Source organism: Massilia sp. 05N420 (genome assembly GCF_056397205.1).
In genome coordinates this window covers 107,123-132,861 of sequence record NZ_JBFTMX010000011.1, presented here as the reverse complement: position 1 = coordinate 132,861, position 25,739 = coordinate 107,123, and the positions used below count along the sequence as shown (strand labels likewise).

The following is a 25,739-nucleotide window of genomic DNA, read 5'->3' as shown; positions in this document are numbered from 1 at the left end:
GGTACGGTGAGCATCGCAGGCCGCCAGATCGACGCGCAGTAGGTTTATCGAATCCTCATCCAAAACTGAAGGTAGGGCTAAAAATTAACAACAACGACTTAGACTCCGTCGTACTCGAGGAAGCACTTGCCGCCCACAGGGTGCGGCAGGCGGCCCAAAAGGAGTTGCCGACCCTGACCAAGGCGGAGCTGGCCGAGCTGCTGTTCGAGCAGGTTGGCCTGAACAAGCGCGAAGCCAAGGACATGGTCGAGACCTTCTTCGACGAAATCCGCAATGCGCTCGAGCGCGGCGAAGCGGTCAAGCTGTCCGGTTTCGGCAACTTCCAGTTGCGCGACAAGCCGCAGCGTCCGGGCCGCAATCCGAAAACCGGGGAAGAAATCCCCATCACTGCGCGTCGCGTTGTGACTTTCCACGCCAGCCAGAAACTCAAGAGCATGGTCGAGGAGGCCAATCCGGCAGGTTCCGGCAACGGGTCGCTGGCGCGCGCAGCCTGAGTAGTAAAGCCAAAGAGCCATGAATGACCGACCGAACAAGATGGAACTGACTGTATTGCCACCGATTCCGGCCAAGCGCTATTTCACGATCGGGGAAGTCAGCGAATTGTGCGGGGTCAAACCGCATGTGCTGCGTTACTGGGAGCAGGAATTTACCCAGCTAAAGCCGGTCAAACGCCGTGGAAACCGCCGCTATTACCAGCACCACGAAGTGCTGTTGATCCGGCGTATCCGCGAGCTGTTGTACGAGCAGGGCTTCACGATCAGCGGCGCCCGCAACCGCCTCGACGGCCGTGGCGCCCAGGTCGAGGAGGCCGAGCTGCTGCCGCCAGTGCCGCCCGAACCACCGGTGCCGACCATCGCCCCGGAGCTGCTGCGCGAGGAATTGCACAGCATCCTCGCCATCCTGAAGCACGGGGCGCCGGCAGCCTGAACCGGGATCGTCAGGTATCGGGCTCAAGTATTCGTGCTCCTGTTGTTCTGCACCTAGGAGGTGCTAGAATGTCACTTGCTTATTTTGCTGACTCAAACGCTTGCCGTTGCAGGCGCGGATGTCGGCGTCGGCTCTTTCCTGCCTCAGGAAAAATCTAAGGGAAGACAATGATACGCGTTGCCATTTGTGACGATCACCAGATAGTTCGAGCAGGTTTCAAGCAGATTTTTTCGTCCTCCGGCGATTTCGAAGTCGTCGCCGAGGGTGCGACCGGGCGCGAAGCCCTCGACATCGCACGTCGTGAGATCTGCGACGTGCTGCTATTGGATATTGCGATGCCCGACCAGAGCGGCATCGACATCCTGCGCACCATCCGTCAGGGCCAGCCGAACCTGCCGGTCCTGATCCTGTCGGGTTACCCGGCCCAGCAGTACGCGCTCAACCTGTTCAAGATGGGCGCCAACGGCTACCTGAACAAGGAGTGCGACGCGGACGAGCTCAAGACCGCCGTGCGTACCGTCTACCAGGGCCGCCGTTATGTCAGCTCCCAGGTCGGCGAACTGCTGGCCCAGAGCTTCGACCGCGACCCCAACACGGCCCTGCACACCGAGCTGTCGGACCGCGAATTCCAGGTCTTCCTGCGCCTGGCCAAGGGCGCAACCGTGTCCGATATCGGCAATGCGCTGTCGCTGTCGATCAAGACCGTCTCGACCTACCGCACGCGCATCATGGAAAAGATGGGCCTGCAGTCGAACAGCGACCTGACCTATTACGCCATGAAGAACAACCTGCTCGACTGAAGAGTCGGCTTCAGCAGTACGGAGGGCGGCGCGCCTGCCGCGTCGTCCTCCCGCCACACCTCTCCGCACGCCACCTCTAGCGCGCTGCACAGCAATTTCCCTCAGTCTATAATTCCGCACATCGTCGCTGCGTGAGAGGATCGTTCAAGGATGTATTTCAGTACCGACTCCGCGTTCAAGCCGGGCCGCAGCCTGCCCTTGTACCAGACTCTGCTGTGTGCGGTCTGCGTGCTGATCCTGGTGCTGAACGCCGTCAGCCTGATGCGCAACCTCGACGGCCTGAAGGAGGCCAATACCAGGCAGGCGCAGGCCGACCGCGTGTCCGCCCGGCTGCAGTATGTGAACCTGCTCGTCACCGATGCGGACAGCGGGCTGCGCGGCTATTTCCTGTCCGGTTCCGACACCTATCTCGGCCCGTTGCGCACCGCCGAGCACGAGCTGGACGGCCAGATCGGCGTGCTCAAGGACCTGCTGGCCGACAATCCCTCCCAGCTCAAGAACCTGGCCCAGCTGCAGACCCTGGTGCGGCGCCGCATGGACCTGATGAACCAGGCCCTCGAGGTCTACCGCCACGGCGGCCTGAAGGACATCATCGCGATCGCCCGCACCCAGGAAGACCCGACCCAGATGGATGAGATCCGGCTGCAGGTGGTCATCATGACGGGCGAGCAGAACGAGCTGCTGGCCGCGCGCGGCGCCGCCTTCTACGACCGCTACCAGCGCACGGCCCTGCTGGGGCTGGGCACCAACATCGCCGCCATCGCCGTCCTGCTGCTGTTCTATAACCTGATCCGGCGCGGCTTCCGCCTGCGCCTGCACGCCCAGCACGCCCTGGAGCAGACCAACGACCAGCTCGAATCCCTGGTGGCGTCCCGTACCGAACAACTGTCGGTATTGTCGCGCCACCTGATCAGCGTGTCGGAAGAAGAAAAGGCACGCCTGGCGCGCGAGCTGCACGACGAGATGGGCGCCAACCTGACCGCCATCGGCATGTACCTGTCGACGGTCGGCGAGCAATTGAAGGAGACGCATCCGGAGCAGGCCGCGGCCCTCGGCTTCGCGCGCAAGACCCTGATCGAGACCGTGCAACTGAAGCGGCGCATCGTCGAAGACCTGCGGCCCAGCCTGCTGGACAACCTGGGCCTGGCGGCGGCGTTGCAGAGCTATTGCGAGGATTACGCGCGCGCCACGCGCCTGGACTGCGAAGCCTTGATCGACCCGGAAGCCGACAGCGCCGGGCCGATGCAGGCGATCGCGCTGTTCCGCATCGCCCAGGAATCGCTGAACAATATCGCCAAGTACGCGCAGGCGCGCCACGTGGTCGTGCACCTGGCGCGCGAAGGCGAGGGACTGGCGCTGGAAGTCAGCGACGACGGCGTCGGCATTCCGCCGGATGCGATGCGGCGCACGAAGTCGCACGGCCTGCTGGGCATGCGCGAACGTGCACTTCTGCTGAACGGAACACTGAAGGTGGAACGGGGAGTGAACGGCGTGGGCACCTGCGTACAGGCCTGGGTGCCGCTGGAACCGCCTGGCGCCGAACCGGCGGGAACCGTCTCAGTGGCGGTTCCGGCGCCGGGAGCGCTGGCATTGGGTGGTGGTCAGAGGGATCCGGGGCCGCCTGCGCTCATGCACGCGCCACATCCATCAGCAGACGGTCATACTCGCTCTTAGCGACCTTGTAGCACTCGCCGGCGTAGTCTTCCAGGCCTTGGCGGTTCAGCACGGTGATGTTTCCGCGGCGGTACTGGATCAGGCCTTCGTCCTGCAGCTTGCCGGCGGCGGCGGTGATGCTTTCGCGGCGCACGCCCAGCATGATGGAGATCAGTTCCTGGGTCACTTTCAGCTCGTTGCTGGCCGAACGGTCCAGACGGTCCAGCAGCCAGCGGCACAGTTTCTGTTCGATCGAGCTGTGGCGGCCGCCGACGGCGTTCTGGGCCATCTGGGCGAACAGGGCATTGGTGTAGCGCATCAGCAGCTGGGGCAGGGCGCCGCCCTTGTTGAAGGCGTCGCGCAGGTACTGGGTTTTCAGGCGGTAGCCATAGCCGGCGCTCTGGACCACGGCGCTGCAGGTAGCGCGTTCGCCCATGAACAGCGACACACCGACCGCGCCTTCATGGCCGACCACGGCGATCTCGGTGGTGGCGCCGTCTTCCATCACGTACAGCAGAGAGACGATGGCGGTGGTGGGAAAATAAACGTATTCGAGTTTGCTGCCGAATTCGAACAGTTCCTTGCCAAAGGGCAGCGGAACCAGTTCCAGGTGCTCAAACAGGGTTTCCAGGTCTAGTCTTGGCAGGGCTGCCAGCAACTCATTTTGTTGGGTGCCGCTGTAGCTGACGACCGGACGGGACGCCACTTTGAATTCCTCGGCGGAGGCGGGAATCTGGTTGACCGGCTGGGCCTTCTGGGCGGCAACACCAAGTTGAGCGTTATTCATATTGTCCTCGTTATCTCTGTCTTACATCGGGTACTTCGTGGGGTGCGACTGTTGGATGGGTTTCCTCATCGCGATGTGTGTACTTTATTGCCATAGTCTCTTGCCGAACATAAGACTAGTCGTCGCCCCCATGTAGGTTCTATGCATGATGTTTTGTCAGTCCAGTCCTACTAGAGAGAAACATTCAAAGCAGGATAGTTTTAGCCACCTGGAAATGGCCAAACTGCATTAAAACGTTTTCGCGCTCAGCCGTATAAGCCGATCCGGCAACGATTCGACTCCCCATGAGTTCGTCAGGAACATAGGGCATGGCATCGGCGTTTTCCCTGGTTAACGAAAAATTTATAAGTCGCCAAGCGGGAAGCCCGACTTGTCCTACAGCGGATTTCAAGACAAACCGCATGAGACTCGGTAAAATCGAGGGTTTATGCAAAGCGCCGCGAAGGCGAGACCATGTCCAACGAAACCGCAGCAAGTACGCCTGAAACGGGCGACGATATCGCCGTTACACCCTCGGCCAAAACCGCCGCGCAGATCGCGCGCGAGGTCCAGCGCCGCCGCACCTTCGGCATCATTTCCCACCCCGACGCCGGCAAGACCACGCTCACCGAAAAGCTCCTGCTGTTCTCGGGCGCGATCCAGCTGGCCGGTACCGTCAAGGGCCGCAAGAGCGGCCGTCATGCAACCTCCGACTGGATGGACATCGAGAAGCAGCGTGGCATCTCGGTCGCCTCGTCGGTGATGCAGTTCGAGTTCCGCGATCACGTGATCAACCTGCTCGACACCCCGGGCCACCAGGACTTCTCGGAAGACACCTATCGCGTGCTGACCGCGGTCGACTCGGCCCTGATGGTGATCGACGCCGCCAAGGGCGTGGAAGAGCAGACGATCAAGCTGCTGGATGTTTGCCGCATGCGAGCGACCCCGATCGTCACCTTCATGAACAAGATGGACCGCGAGACCCGCGATCCGCTGGAACTGCTCGACGAGGTCGAGTCGGTGCTGAAGATCGAGTGCGCGCCGGTGACCTGGCCGATCGGCATGGGCAAGAACTTCCGCGGCGTGTATCACCTGCTCAAGGACGAGATCATGCTGTTCAAGGCCGGCGAGGAAAAGGCCGACGGCGACTACGAGATCATCAAGGGCATCGACAACCCGCGCCTGGCCGAGATGTTCCCGATGGAGATCGAGCAGCTGAAGATGGAAGTGGAGCTGGTCCACGGCGCTTCGCACGTGTTCGACCTGGAGCGCTTCCTGTCCGGCGTGCAGACCCCGGTGTTCTTCGGTTCCGCGATCAACAACTTCGGCGTGCGCGAGATCCTGTCGGCGCTGATCGACTGGGCCCCGGCCCCGCGCGAGCGCGACGCCACCGTGCGCGCCGTGAAGCCGGACGAGCAGCCCTTCTCCGGCTTCGTCTTCAAGATCCAGGCGAACATGGACCCGGCCCACCGCGACCGCATCGCCTTCCTGCGCGTCTGCTCGGGACGTTTCGAAAAGGGCATGAAGGTCAAGCACCTGCGGCTGGGCCGCGAAGTGAAACTGTCGTCCGTGGTGACCTTCATGGCCTCCAGCCGCGAACAGGTCGAGGAAGCCTACGCCGGCGACATCATCGGCCTGCCGAACCACGGCAATATGCAGATCGGCGACAGCTTTTCGGAAGGCGAACTGCTGACCTTCACCGGCATCCCTTACTTTGCGCCGGACCTGTTCCGCACCGTGCGTATCCGTAACCCGCTGAAGATGAAGCAGCTGCACAAGGGCCTGCAGCAGCTGGGCGAAGAGGGCGCCGTACAGGTGTTCAAGCCGGTCATGGGCAGTGAGCTGATCCTGGGCGCGGTCGGCGTGCTGCAGTTCGAGGTGGTCGCCAGCCGCCTGCTGAACGAGTATGGCGTCGACGCCGTGTTCGAAGGCTCCAGCATCAGCAGCGCGCGCTGGGTCTCCAGCGACGACAAGAAGGCGCTGGCCGACTTCGAGACCGCGCTGGCGCCGCAGGTGGCCTACGACGCCGCCGGCAACCTGGCCTTCCTGGCCACCTCCGGCGTCAACCTGCGCCTGACCCAGGAGCGCTGGCCGAAGCTGCAGTTCCACGCGACGCGCGAGCACGCGGCGAAGCTGGACTAAGCCGACCATGTATCCCTAGGGTGGGCACTCCGTGTCCACGCGGACGTTTGCGACATGGCGGCGTTTGCGTGGGCACGTGATTCAGGCCACTGGCCTGAATCACCCCACCCTTGGTTTACGGCCGCGGTTTGTGAAGCAGCGCCTCCACCACACTGCCCACCCAACACACCACGAACACCCAGCCGCTGAGCGTCACCGCCCAGGAAGTCGGCTGCGCATCGACCTTCGCCGCAATCGCCGCCGGATCCAGCGGCACCGAACCCGACAGCACTTGGCCGGCCACCGCATTTGCCTCCTCCAGCGCGAAATCGAAATAGACGAAGCCGGCCACCAGGGCCGGTACGGCGAACAGCAGGGCCAGGCGGCGGCGGCTCAAATACCACTGGCCGACACCGGGGAAGACCAGCGCCGACAGCAGGGCGGCGGCGCCTTTCGAACGTTTCATGTGATTCCTTTCCGAATCCGGCTCTTTGAGCCAGCGCAAGTGCCATTGTGCCGGACAGCGTAGATTGCCTCAATGCACGTCTATTTCGTGCTTACCAGAAATGGTTGAGCGACATTGTTCACTGGGAGGAGACCATGACGCTTGCAACTTCTCATCCGGAAGTCCGCTGAGATGCTGTCCCGACTGCGGATCGGCCCCAAGCTGCTGCTGGCGCCCGGCGTTGTACTGGTGCTGCTGGTACTCCTCTCCTGCGGCGCCTATCTCGCGATGCTGCGCCAGAACGATTCCCTCGACACCATCGTCCAGCAGCGCGCCACCCATATGCGGGCGGCCTCGAACCTGGTGGCGTCGGCGCAGAAGGCCCATGCCCAAGCCTACCAGATCCTGACCTGGATCAGCGGCAGCTTTCCGCGTACCCGCGTCGAGCCGCTGGTGGGCGACGTCCGCCAGCAGCATGAGAACATCGGCCGCGGCTTTGCCGGCCTCGCCCGCCTGACGCGGGAGAGCCCGGCGCGCCATCGCGAGGCCGAACTGCGCTATGTCGAGCAGGCCGCCGGCGCCTGGCGCCTGTACGTGGCCGCGGTGGACGACGTGATCGAGATCGCCCGTGAAGACCAGTCGATCAGCGCGAGCGCAATGACCAGGGCGGAGCGCGCCTTCGGCGTGGTGGCCGAGCGCCTGACCGAGCTGGCGCGCCGCGAGCAGGAGCTGTCGGAACAGGCATCGAGCGAGGCGGCGGACGACTTCAGGGCGATCGCGATCCTGATGCCGATCGTGATCGTCCTGTCGATCGCCGCGTCGCTGGCGATCACGATGGCGGTGCRGCGTTCGCTGCTGGGCGAGGTCGGCGCCATCGAAGCGGCCGCCAGCAGCCTGGCCAGCGGCGACCTGACGGTGCGCGCCCGGGTCGACGGCGACGACGAGATCGCCGCCACCTCGCGCGCGCTGGACGACAGCATCCGCAGCCTGAACCTGTCGCTGAGGACGATCCTGGAATCGGCGCGCTCGATCGGCTCGGCTTCGCGCGAGATCGCCCTCGGCCGCGCCGGACTGCCGGCGCGCGCCGGCGTGCGCGCATCGCTGGAACAGACCGCGACCTCGATGCAGGACCTGGCGGCGGCGATGATGGAAACCGCCGACTCGGCGCGCCATGCCAACCGGCTGACCGAAGCGGCAAGCAGCGCGGCCCAGCAGGGCGGCAGCGTGGTGCACCGGCTGGTGGCGACCCTCGAAACCGTGCGCCGCTCCGCCACCCGCCTTGACGAGATTGGCGAGGCGATCGAGATCGCCTGCGGCCAGGCCGGCAGCCTGGCCCTCGGCGCGGCGGTCGAGGCGGCCGAGGGCGGCCCGCAAGCCTGGCGCTTCGCCCAGGCTGCCTGCGAGGTGAGGGCGCTGGCCGGCCGCGCGGTGGCGGACGCCCGCGAGGCGCGCGAACTGGCGCGCGAAGCGATGGCGGCGATCGAGGGCGGTACCGGGATCGCGCTCGACGCCGGCTCCAGCATGGCGAACCTGGCCAGCTCGGTGCAGGAGGTCGGCGACATCGTCAACCGCATCGGCAGCAGCAGCGCCGCGCGCGCCGAGAACCTGGCGGGCGTGAACCAGGCGATCGTGCGCATGGACGAGCTCACCCAGCAGGGCACGCGGATGGTGGAAGAGGCGGCGCTGGCCGCGCGCACCCTGCAGCAGCAGGCGCTCAGCCTGTCGCAGGCGGTGGCGGCGTTCCGGCTGGACGAGGCGGTGCAGATCGCGGCCGACGAAGACGCCAATGAAAACGGGGCTGCAGGAGCGCCTTACAAGCGCCCCGGCAGCCCCGGGCATCCCTATCTCCGGCTGGCCAGCAGCCGGAGGGGCAAGGATTAAGTTTTATTCATAATCCTCGATCGGTGCGCAGCCGCAGAACAGGTTACGGTCGCCGTACACGTTGTCGGCGCGGCCGACCGGCGGCCAGTACTTGCGCTTGCGCAGCGACGGCACCGGGAAGGCGGCCACTTCGCGCGAGTAGCCGTGCTTCCAGTCGTCGGCGGTGACGACTTCGGCGGTGTGCGGCGCACCCTTCAGCGGGTTGTCCATGCGGTCGTACTCGCCGCGCTCGACCTTCACGATCTCGGCGTGGATGGTGATCATCGCCTCGATGAAGCGGTCCAGCTCGACCTTCGACTCCGACTCGGTCGGCTCGATCATCAGCGTGCCCGGCACCGGGAAGCTCATGGTCGGGGCGTGGAAGCCGAAGTCCATCAGGCGCTTGGCCACGTCTTCGTTGCTGATGCCGGTCTTTTCCTGCAGCGGACGGAGGTCGATGATGCACTCGTGCGCGACCAGGCCGTCGTGGCCGGTGTACAGCACCGGGTAGTGCGGGGCCAGGCGGCGTGCGATGTAGTTGGCATTCAGGATCGCGGTCTCGGTGGCCGCGGTCAGGCCTTCGGCGCCCATCATCGCGATGTACATCCACGAGATCGGCAGGATCGAGGCCGAGCCGTAAGGCGCGGCGCTGACGGCGCCGATGCCGGCTGCGGTGTCCGAACCTTCGCGCTGGTAGCCGGTCGACACATGGTTCGGCAGGAACGGCACCAGGTGGGCGCCCACCGCCACCGGGCCGACGCCCGGACCGCCGCCGCCGTGCGGGATGCAGAAGGTCTTGTGCAGGTTCAGGTGGCTGACGTCGCCGCCGAAGATGCCGGGGCCGGCCACGCCGACCAGGGCGTTCATGTTGGCGCCGTCCACATAGACCTGGCCGCCGTGCGCATGCACGATCTCGCACAGCTCCTTGATGCCTTCCTCGAATACGCCGTGGGTCGACGGGTAGGTGACCATCACGCAGGCCAGGTTGGCGCTGTGCTGTTCGGCCTTCTTCTTCAGGTCTTCCAGGTCGACGTTGCCGTTCTCGTCGCAGGCGGTGACCACCACCTGCATGCCGACCATGCTGGCCGATGCCGGGTTGGTGCCGTGGGCCGAGGACGGGATCAGGCAGATGTTGCGATGGCCTTCGCCGCGCGACTCATGGTACTTCTTGATGATCAGGAGGCCCGCGTACTCGCCCTGCGAACCGGCGTTCGGCTGCAGCGACACGCCGGCGTAGCCGGTAACGGCGCACAGCATCTGCTCGAGCTGGCCGATCATCTCGCGGTAGCCGACGGTCTGCTCGTCCGGTGCGAACGGGTGGATGTTCGAGAATTCCGGCCAGGTGAYCGGSAKCATYTCCGMSGTSGCGTTCAGCTTCATGGTGCASGARCCCAGCGGGATCATGGTGCGGTCCAGCGCCAGGTCCTTGTCGGCCAGCGAACGCAGGTAGCGCAGCATCTCGTGCTCGGCGTGGTAGCGGTGGAAGGTCGGGTGGGTCAGGTAGGCGCTGGTGCGGCTCAGCGATGCAGGGAAGGCGTCGGTGGCGTCGCTGTCCAGGCTGTCGAAATCGACGGTGGCGGCTTTGCCGGCGGCTTCGCCGAAGATCTTCGCCAGCACTTCGATTTCTTCGCGGCCGGTGGTCTCGTCCAGCGACAGACCGACGTGGCGGGCATCGATGCGGCGCAGGTTGACGCCGTTCTCGACGGCGATGCGGTGCACGTCATCGGCCTTGTCGGTGATGACCGTCAGGGTGTCGAAGAAGGTCTCGTTGGCCAGCTGGTAGCCGAGGCTCTGCAGGCTTGCTGCCAGGATGCCGGTGTAGCGGTGCACGCGGCGGGCGATTCTAGCCAGGCCCTCGGGGCCGTGGTAGATCGCGTACATCGAGGCCATSACGGCSAGCAGCACCTGTGCGGTACAGATGTTCGAGGTCGCCTTTTCGCGGCGGATGTGCTGTTCGCGGGTCTGCAGCGCCAGGCGGAATGCCTTGTTGCCCTGGGCGTCGACGGTGACGCCGGCCAGGCGGCCAGCCATGCTGCGCTTGTAGTCGTCGCGGGTGGCCAGGTAACCGGCGTGCGGGCCGCCGAAACCGAGCGGCACGCCGAAGCGCTGGCTGTTGCCGACCACGACGTCGGCGCCCCATTCGCCCGGCGGGGTCAGCACGGTCAGGGCCAGCAGGTCGGCCGCGACCACGACCATCGCGCCCATCGCATGCAGCTTCTCGCAGGCGTTGCGGTAGTCGCGCACGTCGCCGTTCACGCCCGGGTACTGCAGCAGCACGCCGAAGCAGGTTTCAGTCAGGTTCTCGATGTCGGCGGCGGCAATGGTGCGCACTTCGACGCCGATCGGGGTGGCGCGGGTGCGCACCACTTCGAGGGTCTGCGGCAGCACGTCGTCGGCGACGTAGAAGACCTTCGAGGCCGACTTGCCGACGCGCTGGATCAGCGTCATCGCTTCGGCGGCGGCGGTGCCTTCGTCCAGCATCGAGGCGTTGGCGATGCCCATGCCGGTCAGGTCGGTGATCACCTGCTGGAAGTTCAGGATTGCTTCCAGGCGGCCCTGCGAGATCTCCGGCTGGTACGGGGTGTAGGCGGTATACCAGGCCGGGTTTTCGAAGATGTTGCGCAGGATGACCGGCGGGGTGAAGGTGCCATAGTAGCCCTGGCCGATCATCGACTTCATGACCTTGTTCTGCGAGGCGATGCTCTTCAGCTTCGCCAGCGCGGCCTGCTCGGGCAGCGGCTCGAAGAACTGGCCGAGTTCCAGCTTGTCCTTGCGGCGGATGTTGGCGGGAACGACGGCATCGATCAGGGCGGCGCGGCTCTGGTAGCCGAGGGCGGACAGCATGGCTGCCTGTTCGGCGTCGGACGGACCGATGTGGCGCGGGATGAAGCCATCGCGTGCTTCGAGTTGGGTCAGGCTGGTGCGGGTCATGATAGAGGGCAGAAAAAGAGGAATCGGCTCGATTCCGTCGTTCCCGCGAAGGCGGGAACCCAAGTTTGGTTGAAAGTGAGGCGGCTCACGCAGAACTAGGATCCCCGCCTGCGCGGGGACGACGGGGTGCTGCTGACGGGGTGGTGCTATTAACCTTCAGTGGTCTTGCCGTAAGCCGCGGCATCCAGCAGGCCGTTGATCGCATTCGGATCGCTCGGCTGCAGCTTGAACAGCCAGGCGCCGTAGGCGTCGGCGTTGATCGAGTCCGGAGCGTCGGCGGTGGCCTGGTTGACGGCGGTGATGGTGCCCGAGACCGGGGCGTAGATGTCGCTGGCGGCCTTGACCGACTCGACCACGGCGGCGTCGTCGCCGGCGGTGAAGGTCTTGCCGACCTGCGGCAGTTCGACGAACACGATGTCGCCCAGCGCGTCCTGTGCGTATTCGGTGATGCCGACGGTCAGGGTGCCGTCAGCTTCTTGACGGACCCACTCGTGGGACTCGGTGTATTTCAGGTCGGCTGGGATGTTCATGCATGGCTCCTAATGGATAGAGAGATGAGGCGGTAAGTATACGTTGTTCTTGTCGGTACGGCGCGGTTCAGGCGGCCAGCACTTTGCCGTTGCGGACGAACGGCAGCTTGACCACCGAAGCGGCCAGTTTCTTGTCGCGGATTTCGACGTGCACGGTGTCGCCCACCTGCACCTCGACCGGCACGCGCGCCAGTGCGATCGCCTGCTGCATGCTGGGGCTGAAGGTGCCGCTGGTGATCTCGCCGGCGTTGCCCGAGCTTGCCACGACCTTCTGGTGGGCGCGCAGGATGCCGCCTTTTTCGCGCAGGATCAGGCCGACGAAGTTCTGCCGCTGGCCCTTCTGCTGCAGGGCGGCCTTGCCGATGAAGTCGCGCTCCGATGCCAGGTCGACGGTCCAGGCCAGGCCGGCGTCGAGCGGGGAGACGCTGTCGTCCATGTCCTGGCCGTACAGGTTCATGCCGGCTTCCAGGCGCAGGGTATCGCGGGCGCCGAGGCCGGCCGGCTTGACGCCGGCTGCCAGCAGGGCGTTCCACAGGGCTTCGGCCTGCGAAGCCGGCACGCCGATCTCGAAACCGTCTTCGCCGGTGTAGCCGGTGCGCGCCACCATCACTTCGCCGAACTGGGTGCCGTCCACGATCGTGACGTTGAAAGGCTTCATCTCGCTCGACGCGGCCTGGGTGGCCGGCAGCACCTGCCAGACCTTGGCGCGGGCGTTCGGGCCCTGCACGGCGATCAGGGCGATGCCGTCGGCGGAGAGGTCGGCGCGGCGCGGTGTGATGGTGATGCCACTGTTGGTGGCGTCGTTCTGCTGGCGGATCCAGGCGATGTCCTTCTCGGCGGTGCCGGCGTTGACGACCAGGCGGAACCAGTCTTCGCGGAAGAAGTAGACGATCAGGTCGTCGATCACGCCGCCTTCCGGATTGAGCATGCAGGAGTACAGGGCCTTGCCCGAGGTCTGCAGCTTGTCGACGTTATTCGCGAGCAGGCCGCGCAGGAAGGCGCGCACATTGGCGCCGTGCAGGTCGACCACGCACATGTGGGAGACGTCGAACATGCCGGCATCGAGGCGGACGGCATTGTGTTCCTCGATCTGGGAACCGTAGTTGACGGGCATGTCCCAGCCGCCAAAGTCGACCATCTTGGCTCCCAGGGAGCGGTGTGCGGAATTGAGCGGGGTCGCTTTGAGCGTCATGGCGTGAGATCCTCGGACAGATTGAATAGGGTTCAGGCACGTGGAAACATTCCACATGCATGTCGCACCCCTCTGTCCTCGGTACCTGAGAGATAGCGGTCGAAACCGCCTGCCCCTTCGGTGGGCCCGACCGGGCCGCTCTCCAGAGTTGGTCCACGGCGCCTGCATCGTGCATTCGCGCTGTGTCCCCCGACCGGTCCGGTTGCCTGAGAGTTTTCGGGTGATGCCCCTTCGGCGGCAGCCTGCGCTGCGCTCTCCCGGTCAAGACTGCGAAGGATATGCGAGGCGTGCGGGGAAGTCAATCGGAGGCAGCCTTCGGCGCGGGGAAGCGCGCGGCAGGCGAGGGGGCGCGCACTATTGCAGTGCGTCCACACGGGCAAAAACACGTCCTTTGTTACACTTGGCCTATGACCCTTGTGACAGAAGAGACCTACTATGAGCGAAGATCAAGTAAAACAGCAAAAAGAGGCGTGGTTCACGCTGTCCGGTGACGTCAACAGCGACATGGTGCATCGCGTCTTCGAGGCGGTTGCGGAGATGACCGAAAGCGGCATCGAGACCGCCCACGTGCTGCTGCAGTCGAACGGCGGCTATGTCAGCGACGGTCTGTGCCTGTACAACTTCCTGGCCAATGCCCCGGTCGAGTTCGTCATGTACAACGGCGGCGCGGTGGCCTCGATCGCCGTGATCCTCTTCCTCTCCGGGACCCGCCGCTACGCCAGCGAGACGGCGCGCTTCATGATCCACAAGTCGCATGCGACCGCCTCGCCGGGTTCGCGTCCGGACGCCCTCAACATCATCGTCGAAGGCCTGCGCGCCGACGATGCCCGCACCGAGTCGATCCTGCGCAAGCACATCGAACTCACGCCGGAGCAGTGGGGCATCCACCAATACGGCGACCTGCACCTGAACGGGCGGGACGCCAAGACCGCCGGCATGGTCAACGAGGTGAAGGACTTCGCGCCGCCGAAAGGCGCGCCGCTGCGTAATATCTGAAAATGACAGGGCCCGGGACGGTTTCCCATCCCGGGCCCACTCGCTTTCGGCCCAGGCCGATTTAACGATTGCCGTCGTTCTTGTGGCTCTGGCGGCCGGCAGCGGCATGCTGCTCGGGGGTGCCGCCACGGGTGCTGCCCGAGCGCGAACCCGAGCCCGAACCCGACTGCTTGTTGCCGTCATTCTTGTGGCTTTGACGACCTGCTTCCGCATGCTGCTCCGGGGTACCGCCGCGGGTGCCGCCCGAACCGCCCGAACGCGAGCCCGAGCCCGAACCCGACTGCTTGTTGCCGTCGTTCTTGTGGCTCTGCTGGCCGGCCTTCACGTGCTGCTCGTGGGAACCACCCTGGGTGCCCGATTTGCTGTTGTTAGCCATGATCATTCCTTTCTAAAATTGGAAAGTCCTGCTTACCGAAGCGTTAGCGTTTCCGGTCATGCAATAATGCGAGCCCGGCAGTAGATGTGGTATCGGATCACGTCGTGTGGTCTTGTAGGAATTAGACCTATCGATAAAGAATAAACTTCCAAAAATCCCGCTCTGGAGCGAAATTTATTCCAGAAAATTGCTTTCCTTATCGTTAAGTGCCAATTTTCTAATGTTGAGTTAGCTCGACAGTAGCATGTTTGTTTTTGTTGGCATGCCTGCCGGCTTGCATCGGCGGCGGCTCTTGTGAAGCGCCGCCGGCGCCACGAGCTGCAGAATGTGGTTGCTATGTGGAAATTATGTGCCACAATAGCAGGAAGCAAGCCACAGCAGCCACCATCCACCATGTCATCCAGCCGAGTCCAGAGTCCGGCAGCGCGTCAGGCCGCCTCCCAGCAGCAGGCGGTGCTGGAGTCGCTCGTCGGTATCGCAGCCGGCCAGCTCAAGGAGCAGCTTACGCCGATGATAGGCCGCTTCGGCGCGGCCCTGGCGGACGTCGACCAGCCCGGCCTGGACACGCGCGAAGTCTACCGGCGCGTACGCTCCGGCAAGCTGCTCAAGGAAAACAGCTACGCCTTCTTCCACCTGGCCAGCACCGGCATCGAACTCGCCCTGCGCCAGGAACTCGAGCGCCTGCGGCCCCAGCATGCCGCCGGCAAGGCCGCTCCCGCCACACTCAGCCTGGTGCCGCTCGAGGTCATGGACGGCAAGGTCGCTTTCGGTGCCATCACCCGTCCCTTCGACATCGCCCATTCCGAGCAGCTGGCGACCCTCTCGGTCCGCCTCGGCCTCTTGCTGGGCAAGGGCGTGCTGCGCGCCGACGCCAATCCCTTCCGCCCGGAAGTCTTCCTGAAGGCGCTGGAAGAAGCCTGGCGCGAGTTCGAGCCGGAAGAAGAGTGCCACGACCTGATCCGGGGCCTGCTGCGGCCCGAACTGGTCTTCGATTTCGCGCCCCTCTACGAAGCCCTGGTCGAGGCCCTGACCCGCAAGGACGGCCAGCCCGGCTCGGTCGAGGCTTACCGCATCCAGAAGACCGACGACGCGGCGGCGGCCCGTGCGGCGCGCGCCAGCGGCAAGGCGGCGCTGGCCGAGCAGCTGCGCAAGCTGTTCGGCGACGATGGCGACGGCCTGCCGGCGGTGCCGCTGATTCCCGATCTGCCCGAGATGCCGGCGGGGACCGGCGGCTGGCGGCCCAGCGCGGCGGCCGGCTTCGCTCAGGCCCAGGCGTCGGAAGAGAAGGGCGAGGCGAGGCCTGCGCCGGGCTTTGCGGCCGCGGCGCATCAGGGCGCAAGCCCGGGTGTGCAGCCGGTGAGCGTGGCAGTGAGCGGCGGCGATGCTTCCTTCGCGGGCGCGGCCGCTTCCTTTGGCGCGCAAGCCGCCGGCGCCGTCCCGGTCTCTGCCGGCCTGGCACCGATCGCCGGGCTGCCGTGCGTTTCCGGCATGGCGCAGGACGGCGCCATCCTGGTCCCGGGCCAGGTCGCGCCGCTGCTGGAACTGCTGGCGCGCGTCGAGCCGACCCTGCAGGCCCAGGCCCAGGCCCAGGTCCAGGGGCAGGCGCCGCCCGCAGGCATGGTCCCGGCCGTGGCCGGCACGTTGCCGCACAATGTGTTCTACCTGCCGCGCTTCGCACAGAGCCTGCCGAAGGGCAGCCTGTCGCGCGGCGACGAAAGCACCCTCGGCCTGCTGTCGCGCGTGTTCGAGACCGTGCTGCTGGACGACAGCATCCCGTCCCAGACCCGCGAGCTGCTGCAGCTGTTGCAGGTACCGGTGCTGAAGGCGGCCCTGCTGGACAAGAACTTCTTCTTCGAGGAAGCGCATCCGGCGCGGCGCCTGGTCGACCTGCTGTCGCGCATGGGCTGGGAGCAGCGCAAGGACGCCGACGATCCGCTGTTCCAGGTGATGCGGCGCAGCGTCGAGCGGGTCGGCGGGGCCGGCGAAGCGGGTCTTGACGCCTTCGCCGAAGCCGTGGCCGAACTCGAGGCGGGCATCGCCGCCGAGGAGGACGCCCAGCAGCGGGCGATGGCCGGTCCGGTGGCCGGCGCCCTGAAACAGGAAAAGCTGCAGGTCGCGAGCCGCGCCGCGCGCGACACCGTCGCCTTGCGCGTAAAAGCCGGCGACGTCGAACAGGTGGTCAGCGGTTTCCTCGAAGAGCGCTGGACCACGGTCATGACCTTCGCCTACAGCATCGAGGCAGACAAGCCGGGCGCGGTCGGCAATGCCACCCGCGCGATGGACGACCTGATCTGGAGCGTCAAGCCGAAGCAGACCCAGGAACAGCGCAAGGCCCTGATCGGCAAGCTGCCGCGCCTGCTGTCGACGCTGAACAAATGGCTCGATGCGATCAAGTGGCAGGACGCCGAGCGCCTGCAATTCTTTGCCCGCCTGGCCGAATGCCATGCCTCGATCGTGCGGGCGCCGATCGAACTGTCGCCGGAACGCCAGCTGGAACTGGCCGTCGAGGCGGCCCAGCAGGACGCGCTGCGGCGGGTCGAACTGGAGCAGCTGGCCGCCGAACAGGAAGAGGCGCGCCAGCAGATGATCTCGCCGGTGGACGGCCTGGAGCGCGGCATGTGGTTCGAATTCCGCACGGCGGAAGGGGCGCGCAAGGTCAAGCTGGCCTGGGTCAGCCCACTGCGCACACTGTTCATCTTTTCCGGGGCCGGGCGGCGCGAGGCCTTCTCGCTGTCGGCCGAAAAGTTTGCCGAACTGCTGCATGCGGGCACGGCGCGCGTGCTGGCCATCGATGGGGTGGTGGGGCAGGTGCTGTCGGCGGCGATGCAGGCCGGGGCGGTCAATGATGCTTCTAGCGATGTCCGGCAGTGCCGGGCATGACGGTGGCGGCCGCCTGAGTCCCTAGCCCCAGAACCGTCATTCCCGCGTTCGCCGTCATGACGTTGACACGGCGCCGGGCGACTGCGTGTTCTCCCGTCCGCGCATCCTGCGCTATAGTCGAGCCGACCCATCCACATCCTCGACTAGCCATGATCTGGTGGTACCACCTATCCGCCCTCGGCGGCCTGAACGTCACCGCATTGCTCGCCGTCGCCATCGCCGCCAGGCTGGTCGGGGCGCGCTGCTGGCGGCTGGCGCTGGCGTGGTGCCTGCTGTTCGGTGGGGCGGTGTTCATCGCGGTGGCCAGCCAGGTGGCCTTCCTCGGCTGGGGCATCGGCGTGCGCGACCTGGAATTCACCGGCTTTTCCGGCCATGCGACGCGCGCCGCTGCCGTCTTTCCGGTCGCGCTGTTCCTGCTGATGGAAAGGCGCGGCTTCAGGCGCGAGGACCGGCGCACGGAATCCCGGCCGGGTGGCCGGGACCGGCGCACAGGCGGCTGGTTGCGCGCTGCGGTGCTTGCCGGCGTCCTGCTCGCGCTAGCGGTAGCGGCGGCCCGCGTCAAGGTCGGCGCCCACTCGGCCAGCGAAGCGGTGGCCGGCTGCATGCTGGGCCTGGCCTGCGCCGGCCTCTTTATCGCTCACACCCGCAGCGCCGGCGACAGCAAGCCCCAGCCGCTGCTGCTTGGTCTGCTGGCGGCGACCCTGCTGCTGCCGCGCGCCGACCCGATCAATTCCCACCAATGGCTGACGGCAGCCGCCCTCAAGCTGTCCGGCAGCGACCGCGTCTGGCTGCGCAACGGCTGGCAGCCGGCCCTGGGACCCTACGTGCCGCCGTGCGCGCCGGAGAAGCGCCGCTTCGGCGTCCTCTGTACCTGACTCAGGGGCGTTCGGCAATCCTGAGAAATTGGACTGGCATTGAAAAATGCCACGTCCTGGCAAGTTTCCTTGCTCGAATGTTGATGGGCGCCTTGGGGCGCGCGCCAGGGACGATCGAAGGTCGCGTAACAAAGGAAGCAATCGGGCCGTCGCGGGTGCCGAGAGCGGAAAGCGACGCCAAATCTTGGCCGTAAAGCAAGGAACAGATGGTATGATGCGGTTTTTCACAGCTCCCACTCCACCCTGAGCAAACGTGCGTCTATCCTCCATCAAATTGTCGGGATTTAAGTCTTTCGTCGATCCCACCAATTTCCAGGTGCCGGGGCAGCTGGTCGGCGTGGTCGGCCCGAACGGATGCGGCAAGTCGAACATCATCGACGCCGTACGCTGGGTGCTGGGCGAATCGAAAGCCTCCGAGCTGCGTGGCGAGTCGATGCAGGACGTGATCTTCAACGGCTCCACCTACCGCAAGCCGGCCGGGCGCGCATCGGTCGAGCTGGTGTTCGACAACAGCGACGGCAAGGCGGCCGGGCAATGGGGGCAGTATGCCGAGATCGCCGTCAAGCGCACCCTGACGCGCGACGGCACCTCGACCTATTACATCAACGGCCAGCCGGTACGCCGGCGCGACATCCAGGACATCTTCCTCGGCACCGGCCTCGGCCCGCGCGCCTACGCCATCATCGGCCAGGGCATGATCTCGCGGATCATCGAGTCGCGCCCCGAAGAGCTGCGCGTGTTCCTGGAAGAGGCGGCCGGGGTCTCCAAGTACAAGGAGCGGCGCCGCGAGACCGAGAACCGCCTGTCGGATACCCGCGAGAACCTGACCCGCGTCGAGGACATCCTGCGCGAGCTGAACGCCAACCTGGAAAAGCTCGAAGCCCAGGCGGCGGTAGCGAACCGCTTCCACCAACTGCAGGCCGACCAGGAAGAAAAGCAGAAGCTGCTCTGGCTGCTGCGCAAGAACGAGGCCAAGGCCGAACAGACGCGCTGGTTCCTCGAGATGGAACAGGCCCAGACCGGCCTCGAAGAGCAGAACGCGAAGATGCGCCACCTCGAGCTGGAACTCGAACGCATGCGCCAGGCCCATTACGCCACCGGCGACCGCCTGCACGCGGCCCAGGGTGAGCTGTACCAGACCAATTCCGAGATCGGCAGCCTGGAGGCGCAGATCAAGTTCGTGGTCGAGTCGCGCACCCGCCTGCAGAACCAGATCGGCACGCTCACCGCCCAGCGCGAACAATGGCTGAACCAGGCGCGCGATACCCAGGAGCAGATCGAGGAAGCGGAGTACCGCCTCGAAGAACTGGCGGCGCGTGTCGAAGGGGCGCAGATCGCCGTCGAGGCCCAGAACGAGCGCCTGCCGGAGCTGGACGCCGCCTGGCGCGCGGCCCAGGAGAAGTCCACTGAATCGCGGGCCCGCATCATGCAGGTGCAGCAGCGCATCGAGCTGTCGTCGGCCCACCAGCGCAATGCTTCGAACATCCTCGCGACACTCGGCACGCGCCGCGAGCGCCTGCAGCAGGAGCGCGGCAACCTGAACCTGCCGGATGCCGGCCAGCTCGACAACCTGCGCATGCAGCTGGAAGAAAAGCAGCTACAGCTCGAAGAGCAGAACCTGTTGTTGGAAGAAGCCGCCAGCCGCCAGGAATCGAGCGAGCAGGAACGCCGCGACGCCCACGCCCAGGTCCAGCAGGAGAGTGCCGCCAATGCCAGGCTGGAAGCGCGCCTGTCGGCCCTGCGCCAGCTGCAGGAGCGGGTCCAGACCCAGGGCAAGGTCCAGCCCTGGCTGCAGAAGCACGAACTCGACAAGCTGCCGCGCCTGTGGCAGAAGCTCGACATCGAGACCGGCTGGGAGACCGCGCTGGAATCCGTCCTGCGCGAGCGTACCGGCGCACTGGAGATCTCGAACCTCGACTGGGCGCGCGGCTTCTTCGGGGATGCCCCGCCGGCCCGCATGGCGCTGTACACGCCATCGACCGGCGCTGCCGCTCCGCACGACCACCACGGCCTGAAACCCTTTGCCAGCCTGCTGAAGCTGAACGATCCGGGCCTGCGCGGCCTGCTCGACGACTGGCTGCACGACGTCTACGCGGCCGACGATCCGGGCGCCGCCCTGGCACAGCGCGAGCGCCTGCCGGAAGGCGGCTGCTTCGTCACGCCGCACGGCCACATCGTCAGCCGCTCCAGCGTGCGCTTCTATGCCGCCGACGCCGAGCAGGATGGCGTCCTCGCGCGCCAGCACGAGATCGACAACATCACCAAGCAGCTGCGCGCCCAGGCCCTGCTGCTGGACGAAGCGCGCACCCGTTCCACCCGCGCCGACGCCGCGGTGAGCGAGCTGCAGCGCCGGCTGCAGGACGGCCGCCAGAAGGTCGCGACCCTGCAGAGGGAAGTGCACGCGCTGCAGATCGAGGTCGTGAAGCAGGCCGAGGTCGAGGCCCGCTTCAACCAGCGCAGCGGCCAGATTTCCGCCGATCTCGACGAGATCGCGGCCCAGGAAGCCGAACAGCGCCAGATAAAGATGGAGGCCGAGGCCGAGTTCGAAGAGCTCGACATGGAACTGGCCGAGCTGCAGGGCGCGCACGAAGACGGCCAGACCGCCTTCCTGGACAAGGAGCGCGCCTTGAACGAAGCGCGCGACAAGTTGCGCGAGCTGGAACGCGCGGCCCAGGAAGCGGTGTTCGCCGAGAAGACCCAGCGCACCCGCATCGAGGAACTGCGCCGCACCATCGCCACCGCCAACCAGCAGGCCGAACAGGTCCTGGAAAGCATAGGCTCTGGCAAGATGGAGCTCGAGGCGCTGGAGTCCGGCACCGCGGCCGAAGGCCTGCAGGAATTGCTGGCGCGCCGCACCGCCCAGGAACAGGCGTTGGCCGACGCCCGCCACGAACTCGACCAGCTCACGCAGCAGTTGCGCGCGGCCGAGGAAGCGCGCATGGCGGCCGAACGCAGCCTGCAGCCGCAGCGCGAGCGCATCACCGAGATGCAGCTGAAGGAACAGGCCGCGCGCCTGAACCAGGAACAGTTCGCGGAAGCCCTGGGCGCGACCGGCGCCGACGAGGCCGAGCTGTCGCAGAAGCTGCAGCCCGACATGAAGCCGCAATACCTGCAGGGCGAGGTGACGCGCCTGACCAATGCGATCACGGCGCTCGGCGCGGTGAACCTGGCGGCGGTCGAGGAACTGGCCCAGGCCACCGAGCGCAAGCGCTTCCTCGATTCCCAGAATGCCGACCTGCAGGAAGCGATCGCCACGCTGGAGGGGGCGATCGCACGCATCGACCGCGAGTCGCGCGACCTGCTGCAGGATACGTTCGACCGCGTCAACGCCAACTTCTCGGAGCTGTTCCCGATCCTGTTCGGCGGCGGCACCGCCAAGCTGATGATGACCGGCGAGGAAATCCTCGACGCCGGCGTGCAGGTGATGGCCCAGCCGCCGGGCAAGAAGAACGCCACCATCCACCTGCTGTCGGGCGGCGAAAAGGCGCTGACGGCGACGGCCCTGGTGTTCTCGATGTTCCGTTTGAATCCCGCGCCGTTCTGCCTGCTCGACGAGGTGGACGCGCCCCTGGACGACGCCAATACCGAGCGCTTCTGCCGCATGGTCAAGCGGATGTCCGACCATACCCAATTCCTCTTCATCTCGCACAACAAGATCGCGATGGAGATGGCCAACCAACTGATCGGTGTGACGATGCAGGAGCAGGGCGTATCGCGCATCGTGGCGGTGGACATGGAGTCCGCCGCGAATTTTGCACAAGAGGCACAAGCAGCATGACAGATTTAGAGATGAGCCTGGTTGCCGCGGGCGGCGTGTTCGTGGCCGGCGTCTTCGGTTACAACAAGTGGCAGGAGTACAAGGCGAGGAAGAGCGTCGAGCGCGCCTTCGCCTCCGACCATGACGACGTCCTGATGAAGGGCGGGGCGGCGCCCGAACGCGGCGCCGCCGAGCCGGTGCTGGGCGAGACCGGCGCCGTCGACCGCCACGAGCCGGTCCTGGATGCCAACGTGGACGCGCCGTTTGCCGAGCTGGCCGGGGCCGATGCGCTTGCCGAACCTTCGGTGCGCGAATCCCAGCACGGCGCCGCCGGCGCTGGCGCCGCTGCCTCGGCCGGACCGTCTGCCGGCGCCACCCTCGATCCGCTCGCCGGCCTGCCGGGCGCCAAGCCGGACACGCCGCCGGCCCAGCTGGCCGAGAACCTGGTCGACCCGCTGATCGACTGCCTGATCCCGCTGAACACCGAAGGCGCCCTGCGCGGCGACAAGATCCTGCCCGCGCTGCTGAAGCTGCGCCGCGTCGGCAACAAGCCGGTCCACTTCGTCGGCCTGGCCGTGAACGGCGACTGGGAGCCGATCGTGCATGGCGGCGTCTACACCAAGCTGCAGGCCGGCGTCCAGCTGGCCACCCGCACCACCTCGCTGAACGAACTCGAATACTCGGAGATGGTCACCCGCCTGCGCGCGGTGGCCGACGAGATTGGCGCCGAGCCGGAAGTGCCGGACATGATCGAGGTGATGAGCGAAGCGAAGAACCTGCACCGCTTCGTCGCCGGCCACGATGCCCAGCTGGGCGTGAACCTGGCCTCGAAGGGCGCGCCGTGGGCGATGTCGACCCTGATCGGCGCGCTCGAGAGCCAGGGCTTCGACGTGCGTCCGGACGGCCGCTTCGCGATGCCCGACAAGGAAGAGGGGACTGCGGGCGGGGTCCTGTTCACCCTGTCGACCAACGTCAACCTGGGCGCCGATACGACTTCGCGCCTAACCCTGCTGCTCGACGTGCCCTGCGTGGCCCCGGCCCGCGACGGCTTCGGCAAGATGGTCGCCTGCGCCAAGTCGCTGGAGCTGCGCCTGGACGCCGCCATCGTCGACGACTTCGACCAGCCGCTGCTCGATGCGGCACTGGGCGAGATCGCCGGCCAGGTCGGCGAGTTCTACCAGGAGATGGAAGCGGCCGACATCCCGGCCGGCTCGACCCGCGCGCTGCGCCTGTTCAGCTGAGGCTTTTTCATGAGCGAGCAGCAGAACTACCTCGAGCGGATGGCGTGGCTGGTCAAGGAGCTGAACCACCACATCTATAACTACCACGTGCTCGACGCGCCCACCATTCCCGACGCCGAGTACGACAAGCTGTTCCGCGAACTGCAGGCGCTGGAAGCGGCGCATCCGGAAGCGGTGTCGAACGACACGCCGACCTCGCGCGTGGGCGGCGCGCCGATCCCGGAATTCAGCCAGGTGACGCACGCGATGCCGATGCTGTCGCTGAACAACGGCTTTTCAAGCGAGGACATCGACAACTTCGACCGCCGCGTGCGCGAAGGCCTGGACCTGCCGAACGGCGCCCGGGTCGCGTATGCGGCCGAGCTCAAGTTCGATGGCCTGGCGATCAGCCTGCGCTACGAGAACGGCGTGTTCGTGCAGGCCGCCACCCGTGGCGACGGCTATACCGGCGAGGACGTCAGCGCCAATATCCGCACCATCAAGGTGATCCCGCTGCGCCTGCAGGGTGAGGATATTCCCGAGGTGCTGGAAGTGCGCGGCGAAGTCCTGATGTTCAAGCAGGACTTCGAGCGCCTGAACCAGCGCCAGCGCGAGCTTGGGCAGAAGGAATTCGCGAATCCGCGCAACGCCGCCGCCGGCAGCCTGCGCCAGCTCGACGCCCGCATCACGGCCCAGCGCAAACTGCGCTTCTTCGCCTACGGTATCGGCGTGCTCGAAGGCGCGGCGATGCCGCAATCGCACTCCGCTGTGCTGGACTGGTTCGAACGCCTCGGCCTGCCGGTGTCGAAGGAGCGCGCGGTGGTGCAGGGCTGCGAAGGCATCCTCGACTACTTCGGCTCGATCGGCGAGAAGCGCAAGTCCCTGCCTTACGAGATCGACGGCGTGGTCTACAAGGTCGACCGCATCGCCGACCAGGCGCGGCTCGGCTTCGTCTCGCGCGCCCCGCGGTTCGCGCTGGCCCACAAATTCCCGGCCGAGGAAGCGCTGACCACGGTCCAGGCGATCGACGTGCAGGTGGGCCGTACCGGCGCCATCACACCGGTGGCGCGCCTGACGCCGGTGTCGGTCGGCGGCGTGACCGTCACCAACGCCACCCTGCATAACGAGGATGAAGTGCGCCGCAAGGACGTGCGCATCGGCGACACCGTAATCGTGCGGCGCGCCGGCGACGTCATCCCCGAGGTGCTGGCGGTGGTGCTGGAGCGCCGTCCGCAGCCCGCGCCGGCCGTCTACGAGCTGCCGAAGACCTGCCCGGTGTGCGGCTCCCACGTGGTGCGCGAAGAGGGCGAGGCGGTGGCGCGCTGCTCCGGCGGCCTGACCTGCGCGGCCCAGCGCAAGGAAGCGATCCGCCACTTCGCCGGCCGCCGCATGATGGACATCGAAGGCCTGGGCGACCGCTACATCGACAGCCTGGTCGAGTGCAACCTGATCCACGGCGTGGCCGACCTCTACCGCCTGACCCTGGACGACCTGCTGGCCATGAAACGCCTGGCCGACGAGCGCGACGGCAGCACGCCCGAATCGGACAAGCCCGCGCTCAAGCAGGGCAAGGTGGCGACCAAGTGGGCCGACAACCTGCTGGCCGCGATCGCCGCCAGCAGGCGCCCGCCGCTGGAGCGCCTGCTGTTCGCGCTCGGCATCCGCCACGTGGGCGAATCGACCGGCAAGACCCTGGCCGACTGGCTGGGCAGCCTGGCGCTGGTGCGACGCGCCCCGGCCGCGCTGCTGCGTGTCCTGCCCGACATCGGCGGCACCGTGGCCGAGGCGATTGCCGAATTCTTTGCCGAACCGAAGAACCAGGCCGCGCTGGATGCGCTGCTGGCCGCCGGGGTCGAACCGCAGGGCGAACATGCGCCCAGGGCCCAGCTGCGCGAGCGCCTCGACGAGGTGCAGCTGCTGGCCGCGCTGGGCATCCCGAAACTGACCGAGCCGCGCGCAAGGCAGCTGCTGGCGGACGGACGCAGCTTGGACGACCTGGCCCACCTCAAGATCTTCAGCGTGTTCGGCCTGCCGGAGGCGATCGCCGCCGCGCTCGAAGAGTGGATGGCGGTGCCCGCCAACCGCGAGACCGTGCAGAAGATCGCCGACCTGCGGCGCGAGCTGCTGGCGCAGTTGCCGGAACAGGCGCCGGCGGGCGAAGAAGGCCCGCTGGCGGGCAAGACCTTCGTGCTGACCGGAACCTTGCCGACCATGTCGCGCGACCAGGCCGGCGCCCTGATCGAGGCGGCCGGCGGCAAGGTGTCCGGCTCGGTGTCGAAGAAGACTTCCTATGTGGTGGCGGGGCTTGAGGCGGGCAGCAAGCTGGAAAAGGCCGAGAGCCTGGGCGTGACCGTGCTGGACGAGGCAGGCCTGCTGGCGCTGCTGCCCAAATGAACCCTGACGGAGGCAG

The 25,739-nt window shown here is 66.3% G+C and carries 18 protein-coding genes and 2 riboswitches; of the genes, 12 read left to right on the top strand and 6 right to left on the bottom strand.

What is annotated here, in order from left to right; translation table 11 throughout:
* Positions 1-83: 83 nt before the first annotated feature.
* From AC1DIX_RS09115 to AC1DIX_RS09100, 4 genes are all read left to right on the top strand, one after another.
* Positions 84-494, top strand: coding sequence for an integration host factor subunit alpha (locus AC1DIX_RS09115; protein WP_441934460.1), 411 nt, complete (start codon positions 84-86; stop codon positions 492-494).
* Between the two features lie 19 nt (positions 495-513).
* On the top strand, positions 514-927 hold the full coding sequence (locus AC1DIX_RS09110; protein WP_477323705.1) for a MerR family transcriptional regulator: 414 nt from the start codon (positions 514-516) through the stop codon (positions 925-927).
* Positions 928-1,094: 167 nt separating this feature from the next.
* Positions 1,095-1,727, top strand: a complete 633-nt coding sequence (locus tag AC1DIX_RS09105) for a response regulator (protein ID WP_141837548.1) — start codon at positions 1,095-1,097, stop codon at positions 1,725-1,727.
* A 150-nt stretch (positions 1,728-1,877) separates the two neighbouring features.
* Positions 1,878-3,401, top strand: a complete 1,524-nt coding sequence (locus tag AC1DIX_RS09100) for a CHASE3 domain-containing protein (RefSeq protein WP_477323703.1) — start codon at positions 1,878-1,880, stop codon at positions 3,399-3,401.
* On the opposite strand, the gene AC1DIX_RS09095 is transcribed toward AC1DIX_RS09100, so the two are convergent.
* A complete protein-coding gene (locus AC1DIX_RS09095; RefSeq protein WP_441934312.1) occupies positions 3,355-4,167 on the bottom strand; it encodes a Crp/Fnr family transcriptional regulator in 813 nt (270 codons plus the stop codon). The two genes, AC1DIX_RS09100 and AC1DIX_RS09095, sit on opposite strands and share 47 nt — an antisense overlap.
* A 453-nt stretch (positions 4,168-4,620) precedes the next feature.
* Between AC1DIX_RS09095 and AC1DIX_RS09090 the strand changes: the two genes are divergently transcribed.
* A complete protein-coding gene (locus AC1DIX_RS09090) occupies positions 4,621-6,288 on the top strand; it encodes a peptide chain release factor 3 (protein WP_441934314.1) in 1,668 nt (555 codons plus the stop codon).
* 115 nt (positions 6,289-6,403) lie between these two features.
* On the opposite strand, the gene AC1DIX_RS09085 is transcribed toward AC1DIX_RS09090, so the two are convergent.
* Complete coding sequence (locus AC1DIX_RS09085) at positions 6,404-6,733, bottom strand: hypothetical protein (RefSeq protein WP_441934316.1); 330 nt, start codon at positions 6,731-6,733, stop codon at positions 6,404-6,406.
* A 171-nt stretch (positions 6,734-6,904) separates the two neighbouring features.
* Here AC1DIX_RS09085 and AC1DIX_RS09080 point away from each other — a divergent pair, with 171 nt between their 5' ends.
* On the top strand, positions 6,905-8,593 hold the full coding sequence (locus AC1DIX_RS09080) for a methyl-accepting chemotaxis protein (RefSeq protein ID WP_477323701.1): 1,689 nt from the start codon (positions 6,905-6,907) through the stop codon (positions 8,591-8,593).
* Positions 8,594-8,596: 3 nt separating this feature from the next.
* Here the strand turns inward: AC1DIX_RS09080 and gcvP are convergent, their stop codons facing one another.
* From gcvP to gcvT, 3 genes are all read right to left on the bottom strand, one after another.
* Positions 8,597-11,503: an aminomethyl-transferring glycine dehydrogenase gene (gcvP, locus tag AC1DIX_RS09075; RefSeq protein WP_477323699.1), complete on the bottom strand. Its 2,907-nt coding sequence runs from the start codon at positions 11,501-11,503 to the stop codon at positions 8,597-8,599.
* Between the two features lie 149 nt (positions 11,504-11,652).
* A complete protein-coding gene (gene gcvH / locus AC1DIX_RS09070) occupies positions 11,653-12,033 on the bottom strand; it encodes a glycine cleavage system protein GcvH (protein ID WP_441934321.1) in 381 nt (126 codons plus the stop codon).
* 67 nt (positions 12,034-12,100) lie between these two features.
* Complete coding sequence (gene gcvT, locus AC1DIX_RS09065) at positions 12,101-13,225, bottom strand: glycine cleavage system aminomethyltransferase GcvT (RefSeq protein WP_477323696.1); 1,125 nt, start codon at positions 13,223-13,225, stop codon at positions 12,101-12,103.
* 62 nt (positions 13,226-13,287) lie between these two features.
* Positions 13,288-13,381, bottom strand: a riboswitch (glycine riboswitch).
* Between the two features lie 28 nt (positions 13,382-13,409).
* Positions 13,410-13,495, bottom strand: a riboswitch (glycine riboswitch).
* 165 nt (positions 13,496-13,660) lie between these two features.
* Here gcvT and AC1DIX_RS09060 point away from each other — a divergent pair.
* Positions 13,661-14,221 carry an ATP-dependent Clp protease proteolytic subunit gene (locus AC1DIX_RS09060; protein ID WP_441934325.1) on the top strand — a complete coding sequence of 187 codons (561 nt, stop codon included), beginning with the start codon at positions 13,661-13,663 and terminating at the stop codon, positions 14,219-14,221.
* A gap of 61 nt (positions 14,222-14,282) precedes the next feature.
* Here the strand turns inward: AC1DIX_RS09060 and AC1DIX_RS09055 are convergent, their stop codons facing one another.
* On the bottom strand, positions 14,283-14,597 hold the full coding sequence (locus tag AC1DIX_RS09055) for a hypothetical protein (protein ID WP_441934327.1): 315 nt from the start codon (positions 14,595-14,597) through the stop codon (positions 14,283-14,285).
* 393 nt (positions 14,598-14,990) lie between these two features.
* Here AC1DIX_RS09055 and AC1DIX_RS09050 point away from each other — a divergent pair, with 393 nt between their 5' ends.
* The 5 genes from AC1DIX_RS09050 to ligA all read left to right on the top strand — a co-directional run bounded on the left by AC1DIX_RS09050 (position 14,991) and on the right by ligA (position 25,723).
* Positions 14,991-17,477: a DUF1631 family protein gene (locus AC1DIX_RS09050; protein ID WP_477323693.1), complete on the top strand. Its 2,487-nt coding sequence runs from the start codon at positions 14,991-14,993 to the stop codon at positions 17,475-17,477.
* A 149-nt stretch (positions 17,478-17,626) separates the two neighbouring features.
* Positions 17,627-18,352 carry a phosphatase PAP2 family protein gene (locus tag AC1DIX_RS09045; RefSeq protein WP_477323691.1) on the top strand — a complete coding sequence of 242 codons (726 nt, stop codon included), beginning with the start codon at positions 17,627-17,629 and terminating at the stop codon, positions 18,350-18,352.
* A 253-nt stretch (positions 18,353-18,605) separates the two neighbouring features.
* Positions 18,606-22,130 (top strand): chromosome segregation protein SMC, encoded by a 3,525-nt coding sequence (gene smc / locus AC1DIX_RS09040; protein ID WP_477323689.1) that lies wholly within the window; start codon positions 18,606-18,608, stop codon positions 22,128-22,130.
* An 11-nt stretch (positions 22,131-22,141) separates the two neighbouring features.
* Entirely contained in the window at positions 22,142-23,350 is a 1,209-nt protein-coding gene (locus tag AC1DIX_RS09035; protein WP_477323687.1) for a cell division protein ZipA C-terminal FtsZ-binding domain-containing protein, read from the top strand.
* A gap of 9 nt (positions 23,351-23,359) precedes the next feature.
* Complete coding sequence (gene ligA, locus AC1DIX_RS09030; RefSeq protein ID WP_477323685.1) at positions 23,360-25,723, top strand: NAD-dependent DNA ligase LigA; 2,364 nt, start codon at positions 23,360-23,362, stop codon at positions 25,721-25,723.
* Positions 25,724-25,739: the final 16 nt, after the last annotated feature.

What these genes read in the sequence shown, in the direction of transcription:
- AC1DIX_RS09060 (WP_441934325.1), top strand. Translation starts at nt 13,661, where the DNA reads ATGAGCGAAGATCAAGTAAAACAGCAAAAAGAGGCGTGGTTCACGCTG.
- AC1DIX_RS09055 (WP_441934327.1), bottom strand. Translation starts at nt 14,597, where the DNA reads ATGGCTAACAACAGCAAATCGGGCACCCAGGGTGGTTCCCACGAGCAG.
- AC1DIX_RS09085 (WP_441934316.1), bottom strand. Translation starts at nt 6,733, where the DNA reads ATGAAACGTTCGAAAGGCGCCGCCGCCCTGCTGTCGGCGCTGGTCTTC.
- gcvT (WP_477323696.1), bottom strand. Translation starts at nt 13,225, where the DNA reads ATGACGCTCAAAGCGACCCCGCTCAATTCCGCACACCGCTCCCTGGGA.
- ligA (WP_477323685.1), top strand. Translation starts at nt 23,360, where the DNA reads ATGAGCGAGCAGCAGAACTACCTCGAGCGGATGGCGTGGCTGGTCAAG.
- AC1DIX_RS09090 (WP_441934314.1), top strand. Translation starts at nt 4,621, where the DNA reads ATGTCCAACGAAACCGCAGCAAGTACGCCTGAAACGGGCGACGATATC.
- AC1DIX_RS09100 (WP_477323703.1), top strand. Translation starts at nt 1,878, where the DNA reads ATGTATTTCAGTACCGACTCCGCGTTCAAGCCGGGCCGCAGCCTGCCC.
- AC1DIX_RS09110 (WP_477323705.1), top strand. Translation starts at nt 514, where the DNA reads ATGAATGACCGACCGAACAAGATGGAACTGACTGTATTGCCACCGATT.
- AC1DIX_RS09050 (WP_477323693.1), top strand. Translation starts at nt 14,991, where the DNA reads ATGTCATCCAGCCGAGTCCAGAGTCCGGCAGCGCGTCAGGCCGCCTCC.
- AC1DIX_RS09035 (WP_477323687.1), top strand. Translation starts at nt 22,142, where the DNA reads ATGAGCCTGGTTGCCGCGGGCGGCGTGTTCGTGGCCGGCGTCTTCGGT.
- gcvH (WP_441934321.1), bottom strand. Translation starts at nt 12,033, where the DNA reads ATGAACATCCCAGCCGACCTGAAATACACCGAGTCCCACGAGTGGGTC.
- AC1DIX_RS09045 (WP_477323691.1), top strand. Translation starts at nt 17,627, where the DNA reads ATGATCTGGTGGTACCACCTATCCGCCCTCGGCGGCCTGAACGTCACC.
- AC1DIX_RS09095 (WP_441934312.1), bottom strand. Translation starts at nt 4,167, where the DNA reads ATGAATAACGCTCAACTTGGTGTTGCCGCCCAGAAGGCCCAGCCGGTC.
- AC1DIX_RS09105 (WP_141837548.1), top strand. Translation starts at nt 1,095, where the DNA reads ATGATACGCGTTGCCATTTGTGACGATCACCAGATAGTTCGAGCAGGT.